Source organism: Loktanella sp. R86503, from assembly GCF_042466455.1.
Classification (GTDB): domain Bacteria; phylum Pseudomonadota; class Alphaproteobacteria; order Rhodobacterales; family Rhodobacteraceae; genus Loktanella.
On record NZ_JAXHCI010000002.1, the window covers coordinates 2324874 to 2346570 of the forward strand.

At 54.4% G+C, this 21697-nt stretch carries 23 protein-coding genes, 1 tRNA gene and 2 pseudogenes; 7 read left to right on the forward strand and 19 right to left on the reverse strand.

The window, feature by feature from the left end; all coding sequences use genetic code 11:
• Positions 1-14: 14 nt before the first annotated feature.
• The 11 genes from SJY10_RS12370 to SJY10_RS12420 all read right to left on the reverse strand — a co-directional run bounded on the left by SJY10_RS12370 (position 15) and on the right by SJY10_RS12420 (position 7028).
• Positions 15-188, reverse strand: a complete 174-nt coding sequence (locus SJY10_RS12370; RefSeq protein WP_386683017.1) for a DNA gyrase inhibitor YacG — start codon at positions 186-188, stop codon at positions 15-17.
• Complete coding sequence (locus SJY10_RS12375) at positions 185-1216, reverse strand: ribonuclease E/G (RefSeq protein ID WP_386683019.1); 1032 nt, start codon at positions 1214-1216, stop codon at positions 185-187. The genes SJY10_RS12370 and SJY10_RS12375 overlap by 4 nt, the downstream gene beginning before the upstream one ends.
• Complete coding sequence (locus SJY10_RS12380; RefSeq protein ID WP_386683021.1) at positions 1213-1803, reverse strand: Maf family protein; 591 nt, start codon at positions 1801-1803, stop codon at positions 1213-1215. The genes SJY10_RS12375 and SJY10_RS12380 overlap by 4 nt, the downstream gene beginning before the upstream one ends.
• Positions 1804-1890: 87 nt before the next feature.
• Positions 1891-2109 (reverse strand): translation initiation factor IF-1, encoded by a 219-nt coding sequence (infA, locus tag SJY10_RS12385; protein ID WP_056038395.1) that lies wholly within the window; start codon positions 2107-2109, stop codon positions 1891-1893.
• 172 nt (positions 2110-2281) lie between these two features.
• Positions 2282-2710 (reverse strand): YqaA family protein, encoded by a 429-nt coding sequence (locus SJY10_RS12390; RefSeq protein WP_386683024.1) that lies wholly within the window; start codon positions 2708-2710, stop codon positions 2282-2284.
• A gap of 9 nt (positions 2711-2719) precedes the next feature.
• Positions 2720-3178 carry a low molecular weight phosphatase family protein gene (locus SJY10_RS12395; RefSeq protein WP_386684666.1) on the reverse strand — a complete coding sequence of 153 codons (459 nt, stop codon included), beginning with the start codon at positions 3176-3178 and terminating at the stop codon, positions 2720-2722.
• A gap of 10 nt (positions 3179-3188) precedes the next feature.
• Positions 3189-3668 carry a UPF0262 family protein gene (locus SJY10_RS12400; RefSeq protein ID WP_386683025.1) on the reverse strand — a complete coding sequence of 160 codons (480 nt, stop codon included), beginning with the start codon at positions 3666-3668 and terminating at the stop codon, positions 3189-3191.
• On the reverse strand, positions 3665-4969 hold the full coding sequence (gene hisD, locus SJY10_RS12405) for a histidinol dehydrogenase (RefSeq protein WP_386683027.1): 1305 nt from the start codon (positions 4967-4969) through the stop codon (positions 3665-3667). Before hisD ends, SJY10_RS12400 begins: the two co-directional genes overlap by 4 nt.
• Positions 4970-5055: 86 nt before the next feature.
• Positions 5056-5532, reverse strand: a complete 477-nt coding sequence (locus tag SJY10_RS12410; RefSeq protein WP_386683029.1) for a DUF2948 family protein — start codon at positions 5530-5532, stop codon at positions 5056-5058.
• Positions 5529-6797, reverse strand: a complete 1269-nt coding sequence (gene murA / locus SJY10_RS12415; RefSeq protein WP_386683031.1) for a UDP-N-acetylglucosamine 1-carboxyvinyltransferase — start codon at positions 6795-6797, stop codon at positions 5529-5531. Before murA ends, SJY10_RS12410 begins: the two co-directional genes overlap by 4 nt.
• A gap of 75 nt (positions 6798-6872) precedes the next feature.
• Complete coding sequence (locus tag SJY10_RS12420) at positions 6873-7028, reverse strand: hypothetical protein (RefSeq protein ID WP_386683033.1); 156 nt, start codon at positions 7026-7028, stop codon at positions 6873-6875.
• A gap of 85 nt (positions 7029-7113) precedes the next feature.
• On the opposite strand from SJY10_RS12420, the gene SJY10_RS12425 reads away from it, so the two are divergent.
• A tRNA-Thr gene (locus tag SJY10_RS12425) sits at positions 7114-7188 on the forward strand.
• 29 nt (positions 7189-7217) lie between these two features.
• Entirely contained in the window at positions 7218-8912 is a 1695-nt protein-coding gene (locus tag SJY10_RS12430; protein WP_386683035.1) for a tyrosine-type recombinase/integrase, read from the forward strand.
• Here SJY10_RS12430 and SJY10_RS12435 read toward each other — a convergent pair.
• Complete coding sequence (locus SJY10_RS12435; RefSeq protein ID WP_386684669.1) at positions 8905-9222, reverse strand: type I restriction enzyme endonuclease domain-containing protein; 318 nt, start codon at positions 9220-9222, stop codon at positions 8905-8907. The genes SJY10_RS12430 and SJY10_RS12435 overlap by 8 nt on opposite strands.
• Positions 9223-9254: 32 nt before the next feature.
• On the opposite strand from SJY10_RS12435, the pseudogene SJY10_RS12440 reads away from it, so the two are divergent.
• Positions 9255-9585, forward strand: a pseudogene (locus tag SJY10_RS12440) (transposase); the annotation flags it as partial.
• 537 nt (positions 9586-10122) lie between these two features.
• On the opposite strand, the gene SJY10_RS12445 reads toward SJY10_RS12440, so the two are convergent.
• From SJY10_RS12445 to SJY10_RS12455, 3 genes are all read right to left on the reverse strand, one after another.
• Positions 10123-10890, reverse strand: a complete 768-nt coding sequence (locus tag SJY10_RS12445) for a hypothetical protein (protein WP_386683037.1) — start codon at positions 10888-10890, stop codon at positions 10123-10125.
• Positions 10890-11738 (reverse strand): hypothetical protein, encoded by an 849-nt coding sequence (locus SJY10_RS12450; RefSeq protein ID WP_386683039.1) that lies wholly within the window; start codon positions 11736-11738, stop codon positions 10890-10892. Before SJY10_RS12450 ends, SJY10_RS12445 begins: the two co-directional genes overlap by 1 nt.
• 221 nt (positions 11739-11959) lie before the next feature.
• Positions 11960-13813, reverse strand: coding sequence for a type IV secretory system conjugative DNA transfer family protein (locus SJY10_RS12455; RefSeq protein ID WP_386683041.1), 1854 nt, complete (start codon positions 13811-13813; stop codon positions 11960-11962).
• 618 nt (positions 13814-14431) lie between these two features.
• Between SJY10_RS12455 and SJY10_RS12460 the strand changes: the two are divergent.
• Positions 14432-14554, forward strand: a pseudogene (locus tag SJY10_RS12460) (IS5/IS1182 family transposase); the annotation flags it as partial.
• 537 nt (positions 14555-15091) lie between these two features.
• Here SJY10_RS12460 and SJY10_RS12465 read toward each other — a convergent pair.
• A complete protein-coding gene (locus tag SJY10_RS12465; protein WP_386683043.1) occupies positions 15092-15487 on the reverse strand; it encodes an XRE family transcriptional regulator in 396 nt (131 codons plus the stop codon).
• A gap of 200 nt (positions 15488-15687) precedes the next feature.
• On the opposite strand from SJY10_RS12465, the gene SJY10_RS12470 reads away from it, so the two are divergent.
• The 3 genes from SJY10_RS12470 to SJY10_RS12480 all read left to right on the forward strand — a co-directional run bounded on the left by SJY10_RS12470 (position 15688) and on the right by SJY10_RS12480 (position 18908).
• Complete coding sequence (locus tag SJY10_RS12470; RefSeq protein ID WP_386683045.1) at positions 15688-17448, forward strand: serine protease; 1761 nt, start codon at positions 15688-15690, stop codon at positions 17446-17448.
• 384 nt (positions 17449-17832) lie between these two features.
• Positions 17833-18504: an HNH endonuclease gene (locus SJY10_RS12475; RefSeq protein ID WP_386683047.1), complete on the forward strand. Its 672-nt coding sequence runs from the start codon at positions 17833-17835 to the stop codon at positions 18502-18504.
• The gene (locus tag SJY10_RS12480; protein ID WP_386683049.1) at positions 18501-18908 is read left to right on the forward strand and encodes a hypothetical protein; all 408 of its coding nucleotides are present in this window, start codon (positions 18501-18503) and stop codon (positions 18906-18908) included. The genes SJY10_RS12475 and SJY10_RS12480 overlap by 4 nt, the downstream gene beginning before the upstream one ends.
• Positions 18909-19263: 355 nt before the next feature.
• Here the strand turns inward: SJY10_RS12480 and SJY10_RS12485 are convergent, their stop codons facing one another.
• From SJY10_RS12485 to SJY10_RS12495, 3 genes are all read right to left on the reverse strand, one after another.
• Complete coding sequence (locus tag SJY10_RS12485; protein ID WP_386683051.1) at positions 19264-19620, reverse strand: hypothetical protein; 357 nt, start codon at positions 19618-19620, stop codon at positions 19264-19266.
• A gap of 238 nt (positions 19621-19858) precedes the next feature.
• Positions 19859-21130 (reverse strand): Y-family DNA polymerase, encoded by a 1272-nt coding sequence (locus SJY10_RS12490; protein ID WP_386683053.1) that lies wholly within the window; start codon positions 21128-21130, stop codon positions 19859-19861.
• Positions 21127-21561, reverse strand: a complete 435-nt coding sequence (locus SJY10_RS12495; RefSeq protein ID WP_254248363.1) for a LexA family transcriptional regulator — start codon at positions 21559-21561, stop codon at positions 21127-21129. The genes SJY10_RS12490 and SJY10_RS12495 overlap by 4 nt, the downstream gene beginning before the upstream one ends.
• Positions 21562-21697 lie beyond the last annotated feature (136 nt).

Below are 21697 nucleotides of genomic sequence, written 5' to 3' on the forward strand. Positions count from 1 at the left end.
CCTTTTTTACGAAATCAGTGAGGTTTTTCGTGGCCTTGAAAATCTTCGTCGTCGGCCTGCTCTTCCGGGGCTGCCGGAATGGCGTAAGAGCCGGTCAGCCACTTGGCCAGATCGACATCGGCGCAGCGTTTGGAACAGAACGGGCGGTATTGCGGATCGGTGGGACGTTCGCAGATCGGGCAGCTCATGCAGGCAGACCTTTCCACGGCAAACGCTCGCGTTTGCGCTGCAATTCGAACAGACCCATTGTGGTCCAGCCCACCAAGGACGTTTCGACCGCGTCAGCGCGAAAGGCCGCGCGCAGCGATTGTTCGACCTGTTTGCGATGCGCCTTGGACATCGGCGCAAAATCGACAGCGATCTGCCCGCCAAAGCCACGCAGACGCAGCGCACGGGGCAGCACGCGGGCGGCGGCAAGATTCACCTTCAGCGCCGCAGCAGGCGAGGTGTCGCCGCCCGTGTTCACATCGACAGCCACCAGCGCACGGGTGGCTTCGACGTACATCGTCCCCTCTGCCAGCGTGATTTTGGGCCGCGCGATATCGTCAATTTGATCCAGTACACCAAGGCGCGCAAAACCGCCTGGTTCTGTCACGACTTCTGCGGGGATGACCCATTCGCGCCAGGCCAGCGTATGCGGGCCGTCGCCGTCGGTCAGGGCCTCTGGCTCGGTGCCGTCGGCCTCTGCCATGATTGCGGCAGCTAGGTCCTGCATCGCGATGATATCTTCGGTGATGTCAACTTCTGACGCATAGGCGCAAGAAGAGCGCAGAATCAGGCCCGTCTCTCCGTCCGCCTCGAACGCCGCATTGGCGACGCCAAGCAACGCGTCGCGCTGTTCGTCGTCGGTGATCTGGCGGCTGATGTTCAGGCCGGGTTTGCCAGGCGTTACGATGGCATAGCGGCTTTTGAACAGCACGCGGTCGGTGACAGGCACCGCCTTGCCGTCATCGGCGTATCCTGTGACCTGCACCAGCATCGGCTGACCGGGGCGCAGACCCTTGGCGCTGCGCAAAAAGGCTGTGCCGCCCTCTGGCAGGCGCAGCATCATGCCCCCCTGCCCTTTAAGAGGACGATCGCAAATGCCGCGATAAATTGCGCCGGGGCGCGGCGCGTCGGCGGCATCCACAAGCAGATCGTCCAGCTGGCCATCAACCAACAAGGCGGCGGCTTCGATCCCGTTCAGATCGTCTAGGATAATCGTGCGGCCCTTCATGCGGGGACTCCGTAAATGGGATAGCCAGCGCTGGCCAATAGGGTTGCGGTTTCCGCCAGCGGCAAGCCGACGACACCGGTAAAACTGCCGTTGATCCATGGGACAAAGGCACCGGCAGGTCCTTGGATGGCATAGCCACCCGCCTTGCCGCGCCAGTCACCACTGGCGATGTAACTGTCTATTTCAGGCTGCGACAAACGCTTCATCATGACAGTGGTCTGCACGTCGCGCGCCCATGTCTTGTCGCCGCGTTTGACGACTACGGCGGTAATCACCTTGTGACGGCGGCCAGACAGCAGCGACAGGAATGCGCGCGCTTCTGCTTCATCCACCGGTTTGCCCATGATGCGACGGCCCAGCGCGACTGTGGTATCGGCAACCAGAACGATATCATCAGGTGCGGCAGCAACGGCCGCGCTTTTCTGCGCCGCGATGCGCTTGACGTAATCGCGCGGCAATTCGCCCTTGGTCGCATCTTCGTTAATATCGGGCGGCGATACGGCGTCAGGCACAACGCCGATCTGCGCAAGCAATTCCAACCGGCGCGGAGAGCCGGAACCGAGGATCAGTTTGATTTTGTCAGTCATATCAGCACCCCGGTGCATGCGCAGGGTGTCGGTCGCGGTCTGGCAAGCAAACCGCAGGCCCGCAAAGGCGCGACACCGCGCCCTTGTTTATTTGAAACGATAGTTAATCCGACCCTTGGTCAGATCATAGGGGGTCATTTCGACCTGTACCTTGTCGCCCGCGAGGACACGGATGCGATTTTTGCGCATCTTGCCAGCCGTATGTGCGATGATTTCATGGCCGTTTTCCAACTCGACCCGGAATGTCGCATTCGGCAGCAGTTCCTTCACGACGCCCGGAAATTCGAGAAGTTCATCCTTGGCCATGTGGTCTCCTGTCTGTAAACTTGCCGCGCAAAGGCGGCTGCGGCGTGTAAATGCGCCTCATTCCCAAGATTTTCAAGGGCAAATGTCGATCCCTGCCCTTCATATCCCGCAGGCTTTGCAAAAAACCAAAGGCAAAACGGGTTATCGTCTGGCCCGGATGACAATCCCGCCGTTACAGCCAGGCCAGAACCAGCCCCGCCAGCACCACATAACGCAAACCCTTGGCGCATGTTACCAGCAGCAAGAACGGCAAAAGCGGCTCTTTCATTACGCCGGCGACCAACGTCAGGGGATCACCGACAACAGGCAACCAGGACCCCAGCAACGTCCAGCGGCCATAGCGGCGATACCAACCCTGCGCACGGTCAAGCTGGTGACCACTTACAGGAAACCAGCGCGCGCTTTGCCAGCGCAACACGGATCGCCCCAGCCACCAGTTTACCAGCGATCCCAGCACATTGCCAAAGGTTGCGACAGCGATCAGCACGGCGGCAGAATGTTTCCCCGATATCAGCAAGGCGGTTAAAACCGCCTCGGACTGCGCAGGAAGCAGCGTTGCCGCTGTAAAGGCAGCAAGCCACAGACCAAGATATGAAATCATATCAGCGCGTTAGTCCGCAGGTGGCGGGCCAAAGCGGTCGGTCAGCCGGGCGATGATCTGATCGCGGGTCTGGCGATACAGCGCAAGGCGCGCGTCCCGCTGGTCGACCATGCCGGTGGGGTCCAGAATGGGCCAATATTCCACGTCCAAATGATAGAACTGCGTCAAATCCAGCGCGCGGCGCTGACTGGCGGGCGACAATGCTAGAACCAGATCGAATGACGACAGATCATCACCCCATTGTTCCATTTCGTCAAAGCTACGAGACCGGTGCCGTTCCAGTGCGACGCCGATTTCAGCGCAGACTGCGACGGCAAACCCGTCGATTTCCATATCGTTATTCACGCCGACGGATTGAATGTAGGACCGTGTGCCATACAGCTTTTTCATGATCCCTTCTGCCATGGGCGAACGGACGGCATTATGGTCGCAGCAAAACAGGACGGACTGCGGCAAATCCGTCGCGATATGTCCGCGGTCATCCGCCAAAATGCAGCACACAGATCAGGGTAAACAAGCGGCGCGCTGTATCAATATCAACCTCGGCCTTGCCGTCCAGCCGTTCCTGCAACACCCGCGCACCTTCGTTATGAATACCCCGACGTGCCATATCGATGGTTTCGATCTGGCTGGGCGGCATGGTTTTCACAGCATCGAAATAGCTTTCGCAGATCTGGAAATAGTCTTTCACAACCTGACGGAACGGGCCAAGCGATAAATGAAACGCCCCCGCCTCGCCCAACTCAGCGTCGGTAATGTCAAACACAAGCCGCCGCTCGCGAATCGACAGCTCCAGCCTGTAGGGGCCGGGCGGCACGTCGCGCCCATCCCGGGCGGGCAAGGCAAAGGTATTGTCTTCCAACAGGTCAAAGATCGCGACCCGGCGCTCTTGCTCGATCTCCGCACTCGGCGGCGGCAAACCGCTGTCATCCAGCGCAATATCGACGATGCGGCTCATGATCTGTTCAACCGATCAAGACGGGCTTGGACGGACAACCCATGCGCTTGCAGGCTTTCAGACTGTGCCAGACGCGCCGCCGCAGGTCCGATTGCAGCCAAAGCATCAGGCGTCATGCGGGCCAGTGTCGTGCGTTTAACGAAATCCATGACCGACAACCCGCTTGAAAAACGCGCCGACCGTGCGGTCGGCAGCACGTGATTTGGTCCGCCAATGTAGTCACCGATTGCCTCTGGCGTCCAGCTTCCAATGAAAATGGCCCCCGCATGGGTGATTTGCATGCTCAGCGCCTCGGCGTCGGCAACACAAAGCTCCAGATGCTCTGGCGCAATTCGGTCGGACAGCGCAACAGCGGTCGCCAGATCGGGCACAGTGATGACCGCCCCGAAATCGCGCCAGCTTGCTTTGGCGATGGCGCGCCGTTCCAGCGTTTCCAAACGCTTGTCCACAGCCGCCGCGACCGCCTGACCAAAGCCGGCATCCGTGGTGATCAGGATCGACTGGGCGCTTTCGTCATGCTCGGCCTGGCTCAGCAAATCCAGCGCGATCCAATCAGGATCATTGTCCGCATCCGCAATGACAAGAATTTCCGACGGCCCCGCAATCATGTCGATCCCAACCTTGCCAAACACCCGCCGCTTTGCCGCTGCAACAAAGGCGTTTCCCGGTCCGGTAATTTTGTCTACCGGCGCGATGGTGTCCGTTCCATAAGCGAGCGCCGCAATCGCCTGCGCGCCGCCTATGCGGTAAATCTCGTCCACACCCGCAACCCGCGCCGCCAGTAATACCAACGGGTTCAGCACACCGTCCGGTGTGGGCACAACCATCGCCAGCCGCCCCACGCCCGCCACCTTTGCCGGAATCGCGTTCATCAGCACCGACGATGGATAGCTTGCCAGCCCGCCCGGCACATAAAGTCCCGCTGCAGACACGGGCGTCCAGCGCCAACCAAGGCGTGCACCGGCATCATCAATCCAGGTCTGATCGTCCGGCATCTGCCGCGCATGATAGGCACGAATACGCTCCGCCGCGAGCTCCAGCGCCGCCCGATCCTCCGTGCTGACCTCGGCGCAGGCGGCGTCCACCTCTGCCGTCGAAATCCGCAGCTTGTCCGCTGTTAGCGTCAGGCGGTCGAACTTCGCGGTCAGATCGATCAGCGCCTGATCGCCCCGCTCCCGCACATCGGCAATGATCGCAGCGACCGCGTCATCGACATCGGGGCTATCCTCGCGTTTTGCACTCAGCAGCGCTTGAAATTGCGCTTCGAAATCTGCGCTTTGCGCATCCAGAAACTGTGGCATATCTCGGCATCCTTGGTGGGGTGGGCCTTCATCTGGCCAGATAAACTCCCGCCGGAGGCATATAAATCATGATTGCAATCAGGCAATCAGTCCGGATGTCGCGGGACCTTGCGCGATGGCGCGATATACGGCCGCGTCACGTCGCGCAGCACGATTTCCAGCGCTTCGACTGCGCAGGAAATCACCCCGTCGCCGGCGAGGGTCATCACGACCTCTCCGGTGCCGTCGACGCCGGGGCGAAACTCCAGCGCCAGCAGCGACAGGATCGTATCCGCGTCGCCCTTGGGCACACCCTGCGACCGCACCCCCATGACGTCTTCGATCAGCAGAACGCTTTGCACACGCTCGAAATCGCGGCGGCCATGGGCCTTGGCCGCATCTTCCCAGCGAAACCGGTTCAGCAGGATCGCAAAGCGGCGGTCAGTCGGCGTCCAGCGCATTTCGGATGCGGGAAACACCGCGTCCTGCGCCAGGGCAGAAATGACCTGCAAATCCTCGGCATCCCGCGCCATCAGGGCAAGGGGTTTGTCGACCCCGTCTTCAAAGCGTGCATCTTCGTTCATACGCCAGTGACCCGCTCGATCTGCGCCCCAACGCCGCCCAGCTTGTCCTCGACATGCTCATAACCGCGATCAAGGTGATAGACACGGTTCACAATCGTCTCACCCTCGGCGGCCAGACCGGCCAGAATCAGCGACACGCTGGCCCGCAGATCGGTCGCCATGACAGGGGCACCTTTCAGCTTTTCAACGCCGTGCACGGTGGCGTGGCCGCCGTGAACTTCGATATTCGCGCCCATACGCACCAGTTCGGGCGCATGCATGAAGCGATTCTCGAAAATCTTTTCTTCCAGCACCGATGTGCCTTCGGCCAAGCACAGCATGGCCATCATCTGCGCCTGCAAATCCGTCGGAAAGCCGGGGAACGGTTCAGTCACGACGTCAACCGCACGCGGCCGGTCGCCGCGGCGCTTTACCTTCAGACCGTTCGGCGTCTCGGTCACATCAACACCTGCCGCATCCAGCCGTTCGGCAAAGGATTCCACCAGATCCATCCGCCCGCCAAGGCATTCGACTTCACCGCCGCAAAACACCGGGGCCAGCATATAGGTGCCCAGCTCGATCCGGTCGGTGACAACAGGATGCGTCGCAGCGCCCAGACGGTCCACACCCTGGATTGTAATGGTAGAGGTGCCCTCGCCTTCGATCTGCGCGCCCATGCTGCGCAGGCAGCGGGCCAGATCGACGATTTCCGGCTCGCGCGCGGCGTTTTCAAGAATGGTCGTCCCCTTAGCCAGGGTCGCGGCCATCAGAATATTTTCAGTCGCGCCGACAGAGGCAAAGCGCAGCGGCACCCGCGCGCCCTTGAGCCCGCCGGGGGCCTTGGCGTGCAGATAGCCGTCGCGCAGTTCAATCTGCGCACCCATCGCTTCCAGCGCTGTGACGTGGATATCCATAGGCCGCGCACCAATGGCGCAGCCGCCCGGCAGCGACACAATCGCCTGATGATGCCGCGCCAGCAGCGGGCCCAGCACGAGGTTGGACGCCCGCATTTTGCGTACGATTTCATAATCGGCGGTGGTGGATGTCATGGCGTGGCTCGACAGCACCTGCACCTTGCCGTTCTGCATGGATGTCACTTCGACACCTAAGGACTGCAGCAAGGCGGTCATCGTCTTGATGTCCGACAGGCGCGGCGCATTGGTCAGCGTCAACGGCTCTTCTGACAGCAAAGTCGCGGGCATCAGCGCCAGCGCGGCGTTCTTGGCCCCCGCGATAGAGATCTGACCTTCAAGCGGGCGTCCACCCTTGACGACGATTGAATCCATGGACCTGACCTTCCTGCTGTCGGCGTTGGGTGCCGTGTTACAGCGACCCGCCTGCAAGGTCCAGCCGCGCTTGGCTTAGTCGGTGGTATCAGCGCTACGTGCCTTAGCCTGCGCCTTGCGCTTTGCCATGTTCGCCTTCAGCGCAGCCTTCAGCCTGTCCTCACGGGTTATTCCCTTGCTTGCTGGCTTGGTCCGGGCGGCGGCGGTATCGGGTGTGATTTTGTCTGTCATAAAATTCTTCTACCCGCTGTGCATTTTTTGGTCCAGACAGGGCTTGCACCCCGCGCAAACGTCCGCTAATTCCCCGCTCACGGATGCTGTGGTAGCTCAGTGGCAGAGCACACCCTTGGTAAGGGTGAGGTCGAGAGTTCAATCCTCTCTCACAGCACCATCTGAACCCCTTGATAACAAAGAATACCCTTGTATCCAAAGCGCTTCGGTCGTTTTGATGTTACAAAGAGCGTTACAAAATGGTGCGTGATGGCGGGTAAAAATTTACACTTTATGAATCGCGACGGGCGATATTTCACACGATACGTAATCCCCATAACTCTTCGGCCCTTCCTCGACGGCAAGACTGAAATCCGTGTAGCACTGGGCGGCGACCGTAGCGTTGCGCTCCGGAAGCATCCTGCTGCGCTGGCTGCTGTGCTGGAGAAAATCGGGGCAGCCGAACGCCAACTCGCACTAGCATCAGGTAAGCCTGTCGTTCCTGGAAGCTACCCGCTGACAGACGCGCAGATCGCCCGTCAGTTCTATGACTTAAGATTGGCGCTGGACGATGAGGCCCGCAATACGACGCGAGGCTACGGGCTAGTTGGTATCGACGATGGATTCGTGGCCGACCTCAAGCGCGGTCTTGCTGGTCAGGCGACGGACGACGTGCTCGACCGATTAGTGGGTTCAGAGATCGACCATTTTCGCCGGAAGGGAAACACGACAGCGACGCGGGGCACTCAAGAATGGCGCTCACTCGCGCGGGCGCTTTGCCAGGCTGGCCTAGAAGCGCTTGAGCGTGAGTTTGAACGCGATGAGGGGGACTTCACCGGCACACCGAAGGCACCCTTGCTCAAAGACCAGCCAGCCGCTGCGCCCGAAGACGCTCCCGTCTCGCTTATGGGCTTATTCGAAGATTACGTTCGTTCGCGGCAAAAGCTCGGCGGCGGCAAGGAGATCGGCAACCGTTGGCTACCTGCCTTTAAAAGCTTCGTTTTGCACCTGAAGCATGATAACGCAATAAAAGTGACCAAGCAGAATGTGATTGCATGGCGGGATGATCTGAGCTCGAAACTCGCCCCAAGCACCATTAGTAAGGTCCACCTCACCGCGCTAAAGACAGTGTTCGAGTGGGCCGTGCGCGAAGACCGCCTGCCCCAAAATCCTGCCAAAGATGTCAGGCAAGACTTAGCCAAGCAGTCTCGTGCACGCGAAAAGGGATTCACTCTATCGGAGGCGACGGCGATTCTACATCTCGCCGCTGGCTACGTGCCAGCACCTTACAATGGCGGTCCCTCGCGCGAACTGCAACAGACATCGGCTGCTAAGAGATGGGTGCCATTTCTCATGGCTTACAGCGGCGCTCGTGTGGCAGAGCTTACACAGCTTCGAAAGGAAGATGTCCGGCACGAAGGCGGTATCCATTACATGCGCATCACGCCAGACGCCGGCTCCGTCAAGACAAATGACTATCGTGATGTTCCAATCCACCCTGCCCTTATTGCAGCTGGCTTCGTTGCATTCGTTGCTGCGTGCCCAGATGGTCCACTTTTCTATTCAGCGATCGGTCGTGGTGACCAATTGAAGCGAGCCCAGACGGTTGGGAACCGCATTGCCGAATGGCTAAAGAATGCCAAACTTGTGCCCGCTGATGTGGCACCCAACCATGGGTGGCGTCATCGGTTCAAGACAGTTGCTTTAGAGGAGGGGCAGTTGGGACGTATCGTGGATGCAATCTGCGGACATGCCGGGCGGACTGCAGGTGACTCATATGGGGACGTAACCATCAAAGCCAAATACAAAGTGATTGCAGCGATGCCTGAATATGACTTGGGCACGCGCAGCGCCAGACGTTCTCTGTCCCCTTTGACCACCAGCGATGAAACAAAGCTTAGCTAAGCTCCGCCGCGAGTGCCTCTGCCTGACGTAGAACAGTCTTGATGGCGTCCTTGGCCAAGTCAGGCGGGTAGCCGTGATGTAGAAGTATTTTCTTTACGGCGACCCGCATCTTTGCCCGAACATTCTCTCGGCGCCACCAGTCCGTGCCGGAATTACTGCGAACCGTTTGAACAAGCTCGGTTGCAATGATCCTCAGGCTAGCTTTGCTCATGATATCGACCGCACTGCTGTTGTGCGCTAACGCGTCGTAAAATGCGCGCTCTGCAGCGGTTAGGCCATCCTCTGGCTCATTCCGCAGATCTTTTGCTATGTTGTCAGTTCCTGCAGAATCTGCAGCGCGTCAACGCTGTCGAGTTCGTCTCCGACCTCAGGGAGGCCTGCGTTACACCCCATGTCGCGTAGAAAATCACGATACTTAGCGATTGGCGGGCGCACGACCCGACATCAGGGTTCCGCCTTGTCGATCAAGCACCAAAAGCGGATCGAGGAAGCCTTCGGCTGGGCTAAAACAGTCGGCGGCATGGCGCAAACCGTCTATCGGAGCGTCGAACGGGTGCAATCCCGCTTCATTCTGACGATGGCCGCGAATAACCTGGCCCGACTGCCCAGATTCTTTGGGAAATTGAAGCGGAAGGTGACTGCATGGGGACCGAAAATCTCGAACCTTTGTTGACGAGCGAAGTGCGCAATCACCACACAAACAGAACAACATTCCGGCGCGTGGGCTAATTCAGCGGCCTGCTCGATGAGATACTTCCGAAAATGAAAGAGGCTATGGCGGATCACATTCGTGGCCGTCTATCGGCAGCCGACTTTGTGGCGAGATCAATCCAGCGTAGCAAGGTATTTACGATGCCGTAGCTCTGTTCCTGCCGACTGACACGACAATTATGGCAGGAGCAGTCCGCGATCTCGATACGATCGGGGCTTGGGACCACAAAAGATTGGCCCGGACAGCTTTACCACCGCTTTGCGGTCTGGATCCAATTGCCGAGAAGCGCAGTATGACTGCCATAAACACCGGGCTGTAGACTTGCATATTTTGCTGAGCCTAGCCCCCTTGGCGATGAGTTGAATTTTAGTTGTTCCAAAATGCAGTGAGTCACCAGCTCTCATTAATTTCAGCAATTTTTCATGATTCTATTGTAAGCCAGAGGGGGCAGCGCCTATTAGAAGAGTGGATCAATTCGACCTTTAAGCTAATCGTTATTTATATATTTTCCGCTAAATGGCTCATAAAATTTTGGGCTACTTCTGAATTTTCGACAGATGCGCTACTTGAAATGATGCTACGCAATTGCCTCTTAATTTCCTCCACATTGAAATCATACTCTGTTTCTGACATTTTTAGCTCGTTTTTCATCTGCCTTGAAAGACGGAACTGATTAATCATTTGATTAAGAGATTGCATTTCTAAAATCTCCCGCTGCGCTCTTAGCGCACTTAAAGCAGAGTCTTCAAACTCCTTAACTAGTAGGCTTCCAAATAGTGCCGTGATTGCACCGAAAATCCATTTTGTTGGATCTGTATTTGACCAGTTACTAATGGTATAGCCTGATATACCAAGAATAATTGTTATGAGTATTAGTAAAGATAGTTCTGGCTTGGGCAACTGGTTGAGGTAGCAGAAATTTCGGCGAAATCGCACCGGCGGTTGTATTTCATCGCCATCAACTAAATCGCTTTCAATTACCACGACAAATGCCGCAGATTTCTGAGTTCCCAGCAAGTCTGATATATCTTTATTGAACTGGTGGTCCCGCGTAGCGAGCCCAAGACTATTTTTGACTCCAAGTCTAGCATTGTAGATAACAAGCTTTCCAGCAAAGCAATCTTCATCGCCTCTTTTGAAATTACGATCCAGAGTTATGGCACCATATGTGAGCGGATACAACGCAGATAGCACCCAACGATCAAAAGGAGAAACCAAAATTCTGCTAGTAGCGCGAAAAATTATTCCCCAAATCGTTCCACCCATCACAAGTCTCTCCCGTAAATATTTTTTGTAGCAGCGTCGCCATATTTTTCTTTGGTGTCTGATTTTTCACTCTGGTTAGGTCGGTATGCTTCAATTCTTGAGTCGACGCTCCGTAGGTTGAAAAATGCCTCAATCGCAACGCCGCAATGCGATACGCCTAGGCTCGGTTTAGGTTTGTGGATAGCATTGGCGTAATTTGGCACGTTCGGTTTCACCTGTGAGAAAGTAAATCGACCAAGTCCTGAAACAATTGCTGTGTGTTCAGACGCATTTATAAACCTCGGCAGGCCGATGCCCGCATTTTCCGAAAGTGACAAAGAATTTGTTGTGGATTCATTGAGCGTCGCCCATTTAATGGCAATGTCATCCCACGTGCTCTCAGGGAATTCTCCCTTGTCTAGCTCCTTCAACGCTGATTGAAATGACTGGGCGAAACCAACGCCGTGATCTATAATCAAAACAGTTGCAGTGAACGAAGTTCTAACGCAACTAACCTGGCCGACCTTGACGCCAGAGTGTTCAACGGAATTTCTCATTATCTCCAAGATTGCATCCCCGAATGCTTTCTGAACTGCACGAGGACGATCTTTCGCAATTGCACTCGTCAACTCCTCTGCAATTTCAGTGTAATTTTGAAAGCAGAAGTCTCGAGCTATGTAAGTATGAAATTCATTATTTCCGTTTTCCCCATGATAGTCGATATTTTTTCGAAACGATTCCCTTATGGCGCTCCCGCCCTGCAACGCTCCGCGCGCACTCTGCAGATGCATCCAGGCAGAGGTCGCAATCACGCCATAATTGTCAGTGGGGTTAGGTTCTGAAAAGTAATCGAGTATGTCTAGTATCACCGAGGGGGATCCTTTGCAGGTCTAGGTTAAATCAAATTTAGCTATAATGCCCGATGCAATAAGTTACAACTTGCCCTCACTTTCGCATTAAGCAATATTATCGAAGTGTTCTCAGCCTTTGTTAGTCCACATCTGTCAAAAGGCGCTAAATCCTAGTCAGTTTTGCTTTAGCCGAACGCCGCTACATATAGGGTTAGGCCCGTCGTCGGCACCGTTGCAGGCTATTCACTCATATTCTTTCGACGACGCACTTCTAATTTAAACTTACGGAGGGGCTTTGCATGATTTTGGTGAATTTTGATATCAGTTATATTTTCACTTGATAATAATTGACTCGTCCCAATCAGTGGATTCTTAGAAAAAAGTCCGGCGAATGCTGGGTCTGAGTAATAAACCGGTTTTCGAGCAATTACCGGCTCGTCCCCGTAGACGGAAAGTAGCATTTCGTCTTTCTCCAGATCAAGCACAGTTGAGGCCGGAACCATGAAGATATCCTCCATGGCCTTTGCCATCATCGGCGTCGCACAGCCAAATGCCTGAAACACCTTACAGTTATTGATAATCGTCGGCCATACGTCAGGATAAGCGGCTTGAAGTTGGGATAAGTCCTGCCAAAATGACCACACCTGCACCCCGTAACCTCGGAGTAGCGTTTTCGCCGCTACAAATTCATCAACATGACCAAGTTGAGCAACTTCATCCATTAAAAACAGCGTCGACTTCGCCGGCCGTGTTTTTCTGGTGACCAAAATATTGATCAGGCCTTTAAAAAGTGTTGATAGCAATTGAGAATGGGTCACCAAGCGGTGTGGGGGGAACACCAAGTAGATTGATGTTCCCTCCCCGTCCCTGAATTTTTTTAAGTTAAGACTGGATTGAGAGATCGATCGGCGAATGCCAGCGGAGTTCAGATAGCTTAGCCCATTGTGAAGGACTGTTATCATGCTCCCCCAAGTTTTGTCCGGCGTGCTAGCGATCATCGCCGAGACTCGCATTGGCAAGTCTCGGCGCGAACTCATCATGCGCAATATCGCCACTGGATAGGAGATATCATAGGTTTCGCCGGCTGATAGAAAGCGTCTTATCCTCGCTTGGACAGCGGTTTGGTCATCAATTGCCACAAAAGACGATTCTGCCGCTTCAAGTAATAATTTAAGTGTTCGATCATCTGGTTCCGCACCACTGAAAGACCGAATAGCAGTGCTAAAATCACGATTAGCGATTTCTACTTCCTTGTCGGAGAAGGGAAAAAGCGAATCCATTTCGTTATCAGACATCAGCCTTTGCTGTTCAATTGTCAAAATACGAGAAGTCGTTCTTTTGCCTCTTTGTAAGTCCCGATGTTCGCGGTAGGCTTCTTCAACTTGCCAAGGGTAGATTGAAAATCGCTCTAAAATGCTATTAAGCTTAGAGTCCTCTTTCAGTTTTATCTCTAAAGGAGTTTTCTGGGGGGTTATCCTATTGCGTTCGCTAGGAAATCGAAATAGATCACTTAAAAGATCCTCGACTGAGCCTCCGTCAGAATCATTCGCAAAAAAGTCGATGAGGCCGGCAAGAATGCTAGCCGCCGACATATCCCAAAACGGATCGGCATTTTTGCCTTTAGATGTCTGTAAAAGCATTCCGGCCAGCGCTTGCGCTGCAGTCGACTTACCATCGGCAAGATAGGGGAGGAGATCGAATACATTTATTCCCCCTGCTTCGACGCCATCAACGGTATTCGAATTGGTCACATTAAATGGATCAATCAGGCAGATATCTTGCCCAAGTGCGATGCGCCGGCCGGAAGTAACCGCAAAATTCTCTCCCTTTGGATCGACGACGACTAGGTCACCCTGATGCCTAAGTGCGGCTGGGATAACGCTTGCAACCCCTTTACCCGCTCCCGTAGGTGCGATGGTGATAAGGTGACCTTCACCATGAAATAGATAGGGGTCAAAATATCCGGTTTGGGGAGTAAAATCCTTATTCCCAAAGCTAAATCCAAACGGGACCTTCGCATGCTCATTTTCCAATGAGTAGCCAACAAGGAGGCCCGGTTCATCGATTTTTGGCGGTAGGCGGTTCGTTCGCATAATTTATCACTTCACTACGCGCAGTAGCGGCGGACAACCAAACCACTGTATCTGCAATTTTGTTAATTTCGGAGATTTCGTAGATTTCGACTCTGAACTGACTATGGTTCCAGTTAGGCGAACCCGGAAAAACAGGAATTGTTAAACCTTATCAAAATGGGTAAAGCCACCACCCACAGAAAACCACAAACAACCTTACTTCGAAACCCTAATCCTCTTTAATTTTAACTATTTTTCATGAAGTTGTCTGAATGATCCGTCGATGACCGTCAAGTCATCGACATGACATTTTTACCTGCTTTGTGAAGTCAGTATCTAAAATCCATTCACAACTCGATAAGAGCCCCCCCTTCCCAAACTAGAGCTAAGGTGTCTCGGGAAACGCTGATGGGCGAGGATTCCGCGCCGGACTTACAAACCAATTTCTCCGGCATCCGAAGATGACTAATCAACAAATATAGGCGCTGACTAGTGGTGCTCCGGCACCAAAACGTCCTGTTGTATCGGAGTGGAGATTCGACATATCAATTGGATCGCCATTCTAGGCAAGGATAGGGCTTTGCTGCACAAATCTGTAGAGGGATTCATATCGTAAATCCGGTGTATTAGCTGGGTCGCATGAGAAAACCGACACCTCCGATCTACAAAACTACGAACTGGGCTGATTACAATGCGGCGCTGAAGCGACGCGGATCACTGACGATCTGGTTCGATCCCGAGATGAACTGGGATGCCCCCCCCCCCCCCCGCACCTTGAACGAGCGGCGAATGGCAGTAGTGGGCAGCAAGCGACTGGCTTGATTTCCGTTTATGCTGGAAATGGTGCAGTAATGTTTGGCAAAGGTCGGCGTGAGAAAAACCCACATTGCAGCTCACACTCGGTCATATCTGGGCTGTTCTCCTCTATGGCTCGTGTTCGATCGCGTCTTCTCCACGATCTAGCTTAGACGGGCAGAATTAAGTGTCCCCGCTTGCTCGGCACCCTAAAGCATCCCCATCAGCATAGGTGCATCTTCTAGGACTTCGATGTGTTACCCGCCCCATTCCTTTCCGCGTATTTGACTTGGAGGGTGGTCGCGAAACTTATAGAACGTAGGCAACAGCTTCATAAGGCGGCATCAGTGTCGCGAAGCAAACGCTGCAGGCCTTGCGTGGTCTTGAGAGTTAAGATTGGTAGGGAGCCTCCGCTGGCGGCACGCAGCACCTCAATCCAGCGCCATTCCTCTTCGCTCAATGGGCCGCGGTCAGACAGGGTAAAGCAATGTCCTTTACGACCGATCATTTTGAAAAAATTCCACGGAGCGCCGAACGGCTGCGTGTCGTCAGCGCGGGGTCTGCTCCGCCGGACGCATCACGCAGTTCTTTAAGCCAGATGGTCTCGTTCGTGGTGACGATCGTTCCGAAGATCTGCGCTATAGCCGCCGACTCCGTTTCATACCCCGCCTGCCCCATTGCGAGGAGAAAGAGATGACGCGGGTCACATTCTAGCGCGTTCGCCAGCCCGAGAACGCGGTCGAGTGGAAGCTTCGTCGCGCCGCTTTTGATCATCGACAACACGTTGGCGTTTACGAAACCCGCTTCGCCCGCGATGTCGATCTGAGACTTCGGCCGCAGCTGCAACGTGCGTTTGGTGACGTAGGCCGCAAGGGCGCTGTTAACGTAGGGTCGCTTCATCTTGATTATTCCATAAGATCACGCAGCTGATTGCTGCACTTTCTTTATAGCGTCGCGCAGGTAGGGGCTGATTGGGAACTGCTAGTGTTGAAGCTCCGTAAGTCACACAAAAGCCTGTCGCTTAGTTTGATCAGGTCACATAATTGACCAAGTTGGCCAGCACACCTTAACGTTGTGTTAACCCCTAAGGAGGAACTGTCTTGTTCGCCCGTCAGATTTGCGCATTTGCATTTATACTCGCTTTCCCGACGGCTGCATTGGCGGACTTCGTTAAACCCGGCGACTGCGCGATCATCGTTGCATCACGCCAGTCAGTGCCAGAAGCCCTTAACTACATCCGCGACAACGCTATAAACGCGGATACGATTTTTGCCTCTCGCAACGGGTGGTATGCGATTTCCGTAGGGACGATCCCGAATGCGGGATCGAGCGATTTCGTAGCCTCCTTGGCAGCGCGTGCTACCATTCCTCCAGATAGCTACTGTTCTACTGGTGAGGCCTATGTCAGCGTTGCGTGGAGCCGACCTGTCAGCTCAGCCATACCAAGCACATCTGGCACAAATACTAGCCTTGATGCGCCCTTTGATGCTCGTCCGCTGACGACACAGGAGAAGCGATACCTACAAGCCGGACTGACGCTACAGGGCACCTACAGCGGGCTGACAGACGGTGAATGGGGCCGTGGCAGCCAGACGGCATATGAAGCCTTCCTCACGGAAGAAGGCTGGATGGACACCAACCGTAGCGCCGCCATCCTTGCAATCCTTACAGCCGACGTCATCGAGGAGGACCGCTGGACCAATCTCTACATGCCGGCGATAAATGCCAGCCTTTATTATCCGGCAGCCACCATGTCTGCGCTTGATAACACCGAGACCCGAACAACAGAAATCGATAGCTACGATGGGTCTATCGCAACGCGTTTTTATGTTGGCAACCAGACGGATGTAGTGGACTTCCATCTCAACATCCGACGTAACTCCGACAACTGGGGGCCGCTCTATGAAAGCCAGTCTGACGGGCTGATCGTCACCGGAACAAAGTCCGGCAGCTTTTACGCCTATGCTCGCTCCCTACGCGATCCGGCGGATGGGCTGTGGTCGACGGTTTACATCGTGAACCAGCTTGAGGATAAAAGTAACCGCCCTGCCCTAATGGCTTCTGGCTTTCAGATCGGCAGAGCTCCATCGCTAGACGTTTCGAATAGCGGCTACCTCATGAAGCTAGTTGAAGCCGCGGTTTCAGAATATGAAGCTGGTCGCAGCGCTGATGTCGCTGCCACGACCAACCCGCCACCTGTGGCACCACCCCCACCTGCTGCAGCGCCATCGCCGACAGAACGTTTCTCTGCGACCGGGTCCGGCTTCTATATCAATGCCGATGCGGCGATCATGACGAATGCCCACGTCATTAAAGATTGCGACACGCTGACGGTCGAAGGAGAGGCCCTGCGCGTGATCGCTGCGTCAGATACCTTCGACTTGGCCCTACTTGCTCCTGTGGTTCCTCATCAAACTGAACACTTCTTGTCATTTGCAGCGAAGCCCGCTCGGCTCAACAGCGACATCACTATTGCAGGTTTTCCCCTTCAAGGGATCCTAAACGGACTGAACATTACCCGCGGCAGTGTTTCATCAATGGAAGGGCTGGAAGATGCCACCCGTATGCAGATCTCTGCGCCCGTGCAGCCTGGAAATTCTGGCGGGCCTATTGTCGACCGCTACGGCCGGGTGGTGGGCATTGTGGTTGCTAGACTAAACTACGAATACACCAAGGAGCGATCCGGTGCAGAGCCCCAGAATATCAACTTCGGGATCCGAGGCGCTATGGGTGCGATGTTCGCTGGCCTGAACGACGTCGTCATCAGAACGACAGAACTGTCAGAGGAGATTACACCAGAAGACCTAGCGGACCAATTACGCGATGCGACGGTGCTGATCCAATGCGAGGGTTCAAATTAGCCTTGCGACCTGATTTTCAGAAGCATCTTTACTTGGGGCTAGTTCGGCAAAGAAATGTTCGACTAGGTGTGGCTGTCCAACATATCTGCAAGCGAGGGCCGGATGGGCGGGAAGCGGTCGTTCGCTGCGCAGGCCCCTAGCGACCGCAATGCGAAGCGGAGCAGTTAGGTCTTCTTGAAGAGATCACGTCAGTCGCCGCGGTGTCGGCCGGGCGGTTATTTCCTTTAATCGGCGGGTCCGGCAATGAAAACTGCCTGCAGGACGCCTGTTCTTAACATGCGGTTTTAGGCTACAACCTTTCGGACAAGGCAATTCAGATAGACTGCCTTAAAGGCAATTTGAGTCGGGTGTGAAGCACTGAACTTGGGAGTAAAGATGGCTTTCTTGGCAAAAGATACAAAACTTCTGTGGGGACGAGCCGCTGGCATATGTAGCAATCCCGAATGTCGCGCAAAATTGACCGCAACCGGGGCCGATCGGAAGAGCTTCTTGACCGGCGAAATGGCACATCAAATTGCACAAAGCCCTGACGGGCCGCGTGGCACCGATGGTGGCGGGGACGACACTTATGACAATCTGATACTTCTTTGTCCAACGTGCCATCGCACTATCGACAAGGCACCAGAAGGGACATTCTCTGTAGAAGCCCTGAGAAGTTGGAAAAAGAACCACGAAGACTGGGTTGATGGGTGGGCAACAGAAGGCAAGTATTCAACGGCATTGGAAGTCGCACAGGAGGTGCAGCGCCTTTTGCTCGAGAACCGCACGCACTTTGAAGAGTATGGCCCCAAATCTAAAACGGCTACGGAAAATCCCGCGTCCACTGCCCAAGCGATATGGAAGGCTCGAAAGCTGGACACCCTTCTTCCCAACAACCGAAGGATCATATCTTTGATGGAGCGGCACTCAAAACTTATCCCCGCTTCGGCAGCCCCCAGCTTTCCGAGATTCAAAATGCACGCTGAAGCTTTCGAAGGAAATCAGTATGATAGAGTCGAACATTACCCGCTATTTCCGGAGAAGTTTTCCGAAGATATTGAGGGGATGACAAGATGACAAACGGTTCAAACGACTTCGGCGTGACGCTTCCTCAAATAAGTTTCCTTTTACAAATTCTTGACAGCCACAAATCCGTTGAGAGTGTTGAGCGTAAAAAGGATATTCAGTTCGATATAGCAACAAGTTTGGGTGACAAGTTGCGAGTCGTTTGTATAAACGAATACACTTGTGGGTTGGCAAAGGTTCTGGAGGTCTTGGAGACCTTCCCGGGGACAAACATTATTTATGTAGGCGGTGCGTGGAACGGATACACAATGGAAGCTAAGGAATACTGCATTGAATCAGGTATCGGTCTTTTTAACTCAACCGAAATTAGCGGAGCGCTTTTCCGCGAAGACTACTGGAGATATCACAAGAGGGATAAAGAGGGAAACCCGCTGTATTCAACGAGAAGTTCCTGAGGTCCTTGGCATTTACGGATTTGGGTCCTTCTTTAGGGGGCAAGAATTCAATGATATCGATATTCTATTTGTGCTTCGCTGTGAGTTTGGAAGAATTCTTCCAGCTTCAAAGAAGTTGATGGGGATGACTTTATATCTATCAGAGGTTTTTGGTGAAACATTTCATCCTTTAGTTTTGACAGAGGGAGAATTTGAAGAACGCCCTCTGCGAGACATGCATGAACTCATTCGGATAAGTTGAGCATTGAATAGCTGCTTTGGAGAAGTGAACTGATGTCGGCAACTAATTTTTAGCCTACTTGGGCGCCGGGAGCGGTCATCCTGCGCCTAACGTTCATATGGCCGTTAGGTGCCGTTAGGTTTCGCGATACCTCGCAAAGATCGTGAGGGCTGAACCAACAACGAAGAAGGTTCCGAAGACGTAACTGAGAAAGCTGGATTGTCTGTCTAGGGTGTGAAGTCTGCTTATAGCTTCATCATAATAGGTTGGTCCATTTTCAGCCAATCTCGTTGTATCAATTTCTTGACCAACGTTTTCAGCTAAAGCGCCCTCGTAGATGGCAGTGTAAATTCGCGCTTGGTTCTCCATAATGTCTATTGTGAAGGAAAGTCGTTTATCTTCGGCCATAGGCGTCAGCAAAAAGAACTGGCAAACAAAGCCTAAGGCCATGAGAATAGAGCCCAACATCTCAATCTTCTTGTATTTGGTCATATAACTGCCTTTTGGCTTTTCTAAGGAGCGTGACTGGATCACGGAAATCGATTGCAACCGCCATACGGGTTCTGGTGAGTGCCCTCAAGAATGACGGCCTTGGTCAACCGGGCACCTAAATGACAGCTTTTCGCGATCCACTACAATTTGAAAGCTTAATCTGGATGTCTCCTTTGGGCCGGATGAAGCGAGTAAGAACTCTTTGGCTGTGGGAGAAAATATTTTCTTGCCCGCCTGCCTACCTTACCACAGGCAAATCGCTCATACGCGTTGTGTAGCGCGGACTACGGTGATCGGCCCGCAACTGCCATGATTTCGTCATCCCCTCACTGGCCAAAACCATTGTCTTCTTCCCAAACCGCCCGTTCACCTCATCCAAAGCATGCATCAGCGCTGGCGAACCCTCCCGATAAACATCGAATAAGGTCAGCGGCCGCTGCTCATAGGGCAGCAAATCGTCGAGCATGACGCCCGCCTTAGTGAACCCGTAGGACGTCGCGCCAATTTTCGGCCACGCCGCCAAGGCACACCGCTTCGCCGCCCCGACAAGATCGAACGTGTCCGACGACATCGGCGTCAATCGTGTCGATCGTGAGCCAGCATACTGCGGACGATCCTGAAGGTGGCGGTTTGTGTGGAAAAACACTGTGAGTGTTCCCGCCACCAGGCCATGCTGCCTTAACTTCTCTGCAGCACGGGTCACATGCGCAGTGATTGCCTGAAACAGCGTATTGAAGTCCGTCATCGGCGTGCCTGAAGACCGCGTGACAGCCATACCCTTGCGCTGTGGCTCCACGTCATCGAAAGCGATGCAGGGTTCCCCTTGTAGCTCCAACACAGTGCGCTCCAATACGACGGTGCCAAGTGCGCGGGCTTGCCGCAGCGGCATGTCTCGCAACTCAGCGGCCGTGCCGATGCCGAGGCCTTGTAACTTGGCTTGCGTCTTGCGGCCGATGCCCCAAATGTCACCGACAGGCACAAGTGGTAGCAACCAATCAGCCAGCGATTGATCCATCATGTCGAGCACACCCGCAAAGATGGGGTTCTTCTTTGCAATGTCGTTGGCGCATTTCGCCAAGGTCTTTGTTGGTGCGATACCCACACGCACCGGCACCCCTACCCTGCGTAGCACATCTCGACGGAGTGCCTTGGCGTGAGCAGTGCGATCCTTAAACCCGGTAAAATCCAGAAAGCATTCATCGATCGAGTAGACCTCCACGGTCGGTGTATAGTCCTCGTAAACCTCTACCACCCTTCTGCTGATATCGCCGTAGAGAGTGTAGTTTGACGAGAAAACGCGGATACCATGGGCCTTAACCTTGTCACGGATCAGGTGCAGCGGCTCCCCCATCTTGATGCCAAGGGCCTTTGCTTCATCGCTGCGGGCCACGGCGCAGCCATCGTTGTTAGACAGAACAATGACGGGAACGTTCTTCAGCGTGGGGTCGAAGATCCGCTCGGCACTCACATAAAAATTCGCACTGTCACTGATTGCAATGGGCCGCGTCACGCCAAATCATATCGCCGCACAATGCCGGCAATGACTCCCCAAATCTCGCTATCCTCAGTCAGCTCGATGTCCGGATAGGACTCCCGACTGTTGGCCGGTGCTAGGTAGAACCTGCCATCCCGTTTGCGCAGGATCTTCGCTGTCACCGCACCCTCGACCACAGCGAGAACAGCACGACCAAGCCGCCGCTTGCCTGCGCGATCGACAGCAATAATGTCACCGTCGCGGATGCCGACATCCCAAAGGCAATCACCTTCCACGCGCCACCAGAACGTAGAGGCGGGGTGACGCACAACCCAAGCGATAGGATCAATCTCGTCTTCGAGATCATCACCTGCGGGGGACGGAAACCCTGCACTAACACGCATGGCAGGCATGCCAATGATGTGTCGGTCTGCCAAAATGGGGGCTTCGATGGGATGGAGGGGCATCCACGACTCCTGCGTTGTTCTTGTTATGTTCCGCCTCTATCTGATACCCGTGTGTTACCTGTCAAGCTACACCAGTGAAACGATCTTGGCTTTTTCTGTGCCCAGCCATCCGACATGTCGCATTGTCTGCCGGGTC

Excerpts from the sequence above, each read along its gene's own strand:
- SJY10_RS12410 (WP_386683029.1), bottom strand. The coding sequence starts at position 5,532 with ATGAACGAAGATGCACGCTTTGAAGACGGGGTCGACAAACCCCTTGCC.
- murA (WP_386683031.1), bottom strand. The coding sequence starts at position 6,797 with ATGGATTCAATCGTCGTCAAGGGTGGACGCCCGCTTGAAGGTCAGATC.
- SJY10_RS12370 (WP_386683017.1), bottom strand. The coding sequence starts at position 188 with ATGAGCTGCCCGATCTGCGAACGTCCCACCGATCCGCAATACCGCCCG.
- infA (WP_056038395.1), bottom strand. The coding sequence starts at position 2,109 with ATGGCCAAGGATGAACTTCTCGAATTTCCGGGCGTCGTGAAGGAACTG.
- SJY10_RS12380 (WP_386683021.1), bottom strand. The coding sequence starts at position 1,803 with ATGACTGACAAAATCAAACTGATCCTCGGTTCCGGCTCTCCGCGCCGG.
- SJY10_RS12400 (WP_386683025.1), bottom strand. The coding sequence starts at position 3,668 with ATGAGCCGCATCGTCGATATTGCGCTGGATGACAGCGGTTTGCCGCCG.
- SJY10_RS12485 (WP_386683051.1), bottom strand. The coding sequence starts at position 19,620 with ATGACCAAATACAAGAAGATTGAGATGTTGGGCTCTATTCTCATGGCC.
- SJY10_RS12375 (WP_386683019.1), bottom strand. The coding sequence starts at position 1,216 with ATGAAGGGCCGCACGATTATCCTAGACGATCTGAACGGGATCGAAGCC.
- SJY10_RS12390 (WP_386683024.1), bottom strand. The coding sequence starts at position 2,710 with ATGATTTCATATCTTGGTCTGTGGCTTGCTGCCTTTACAGCGGCAACG.
- SJY10_RS12420 (WP_386683033.1), bottom strand. The coding sequence starts at position 7,028 with ATGACAGACAAAATCACACCCGATACCGCCGCCGCCCGGACCAAGCCA.
- SJY10_RS12445 (WP_386683037.1), bottom strand. The coding sequence starts at position 10,890 with ATGGGTGGAACGATTTGGGGAATAATTTTTCGCGCTACTAGCAGAATT.
- SJY10_RS12480 (WP_386683049.1), top strand. The coding sequence starts at position 18,501 with ATGACAAACGGTTCAAACGACTTCGGCGTGACGCTTCCTCAAATAAGT.
- SJY10_RS12465 (WP_386683043.1), bottom strand. The coding sequence starts at position 15,487 with ATGAAGCGACCCTACGTTAACAGCGCCCTTGCGGCCTACGTCACCAAA.
- hisD (WP_386683027.1), bottom strand. The coding sequence starts at position 4,969 with ATGCCACAGTTTCTGGATGCGCAAAGCGCAGATTTCGAAGCGCAATTT.
- SJY10_RS12495 (WP_254248363.1), bottom strand. The coding sequence starts at position 21,561 with ATGCCCCTCCATCCCATCGAAGCCCCCATTTTGGCAGACCGACACATC.
- SJY10_RS12455 (WP_386683041.1), bottom strand. The coding sequence starts at position 13,813 with ATGCGAACGAACCGCCTACCGCCAAAAATCGATGAACCGGGCCTCCTT.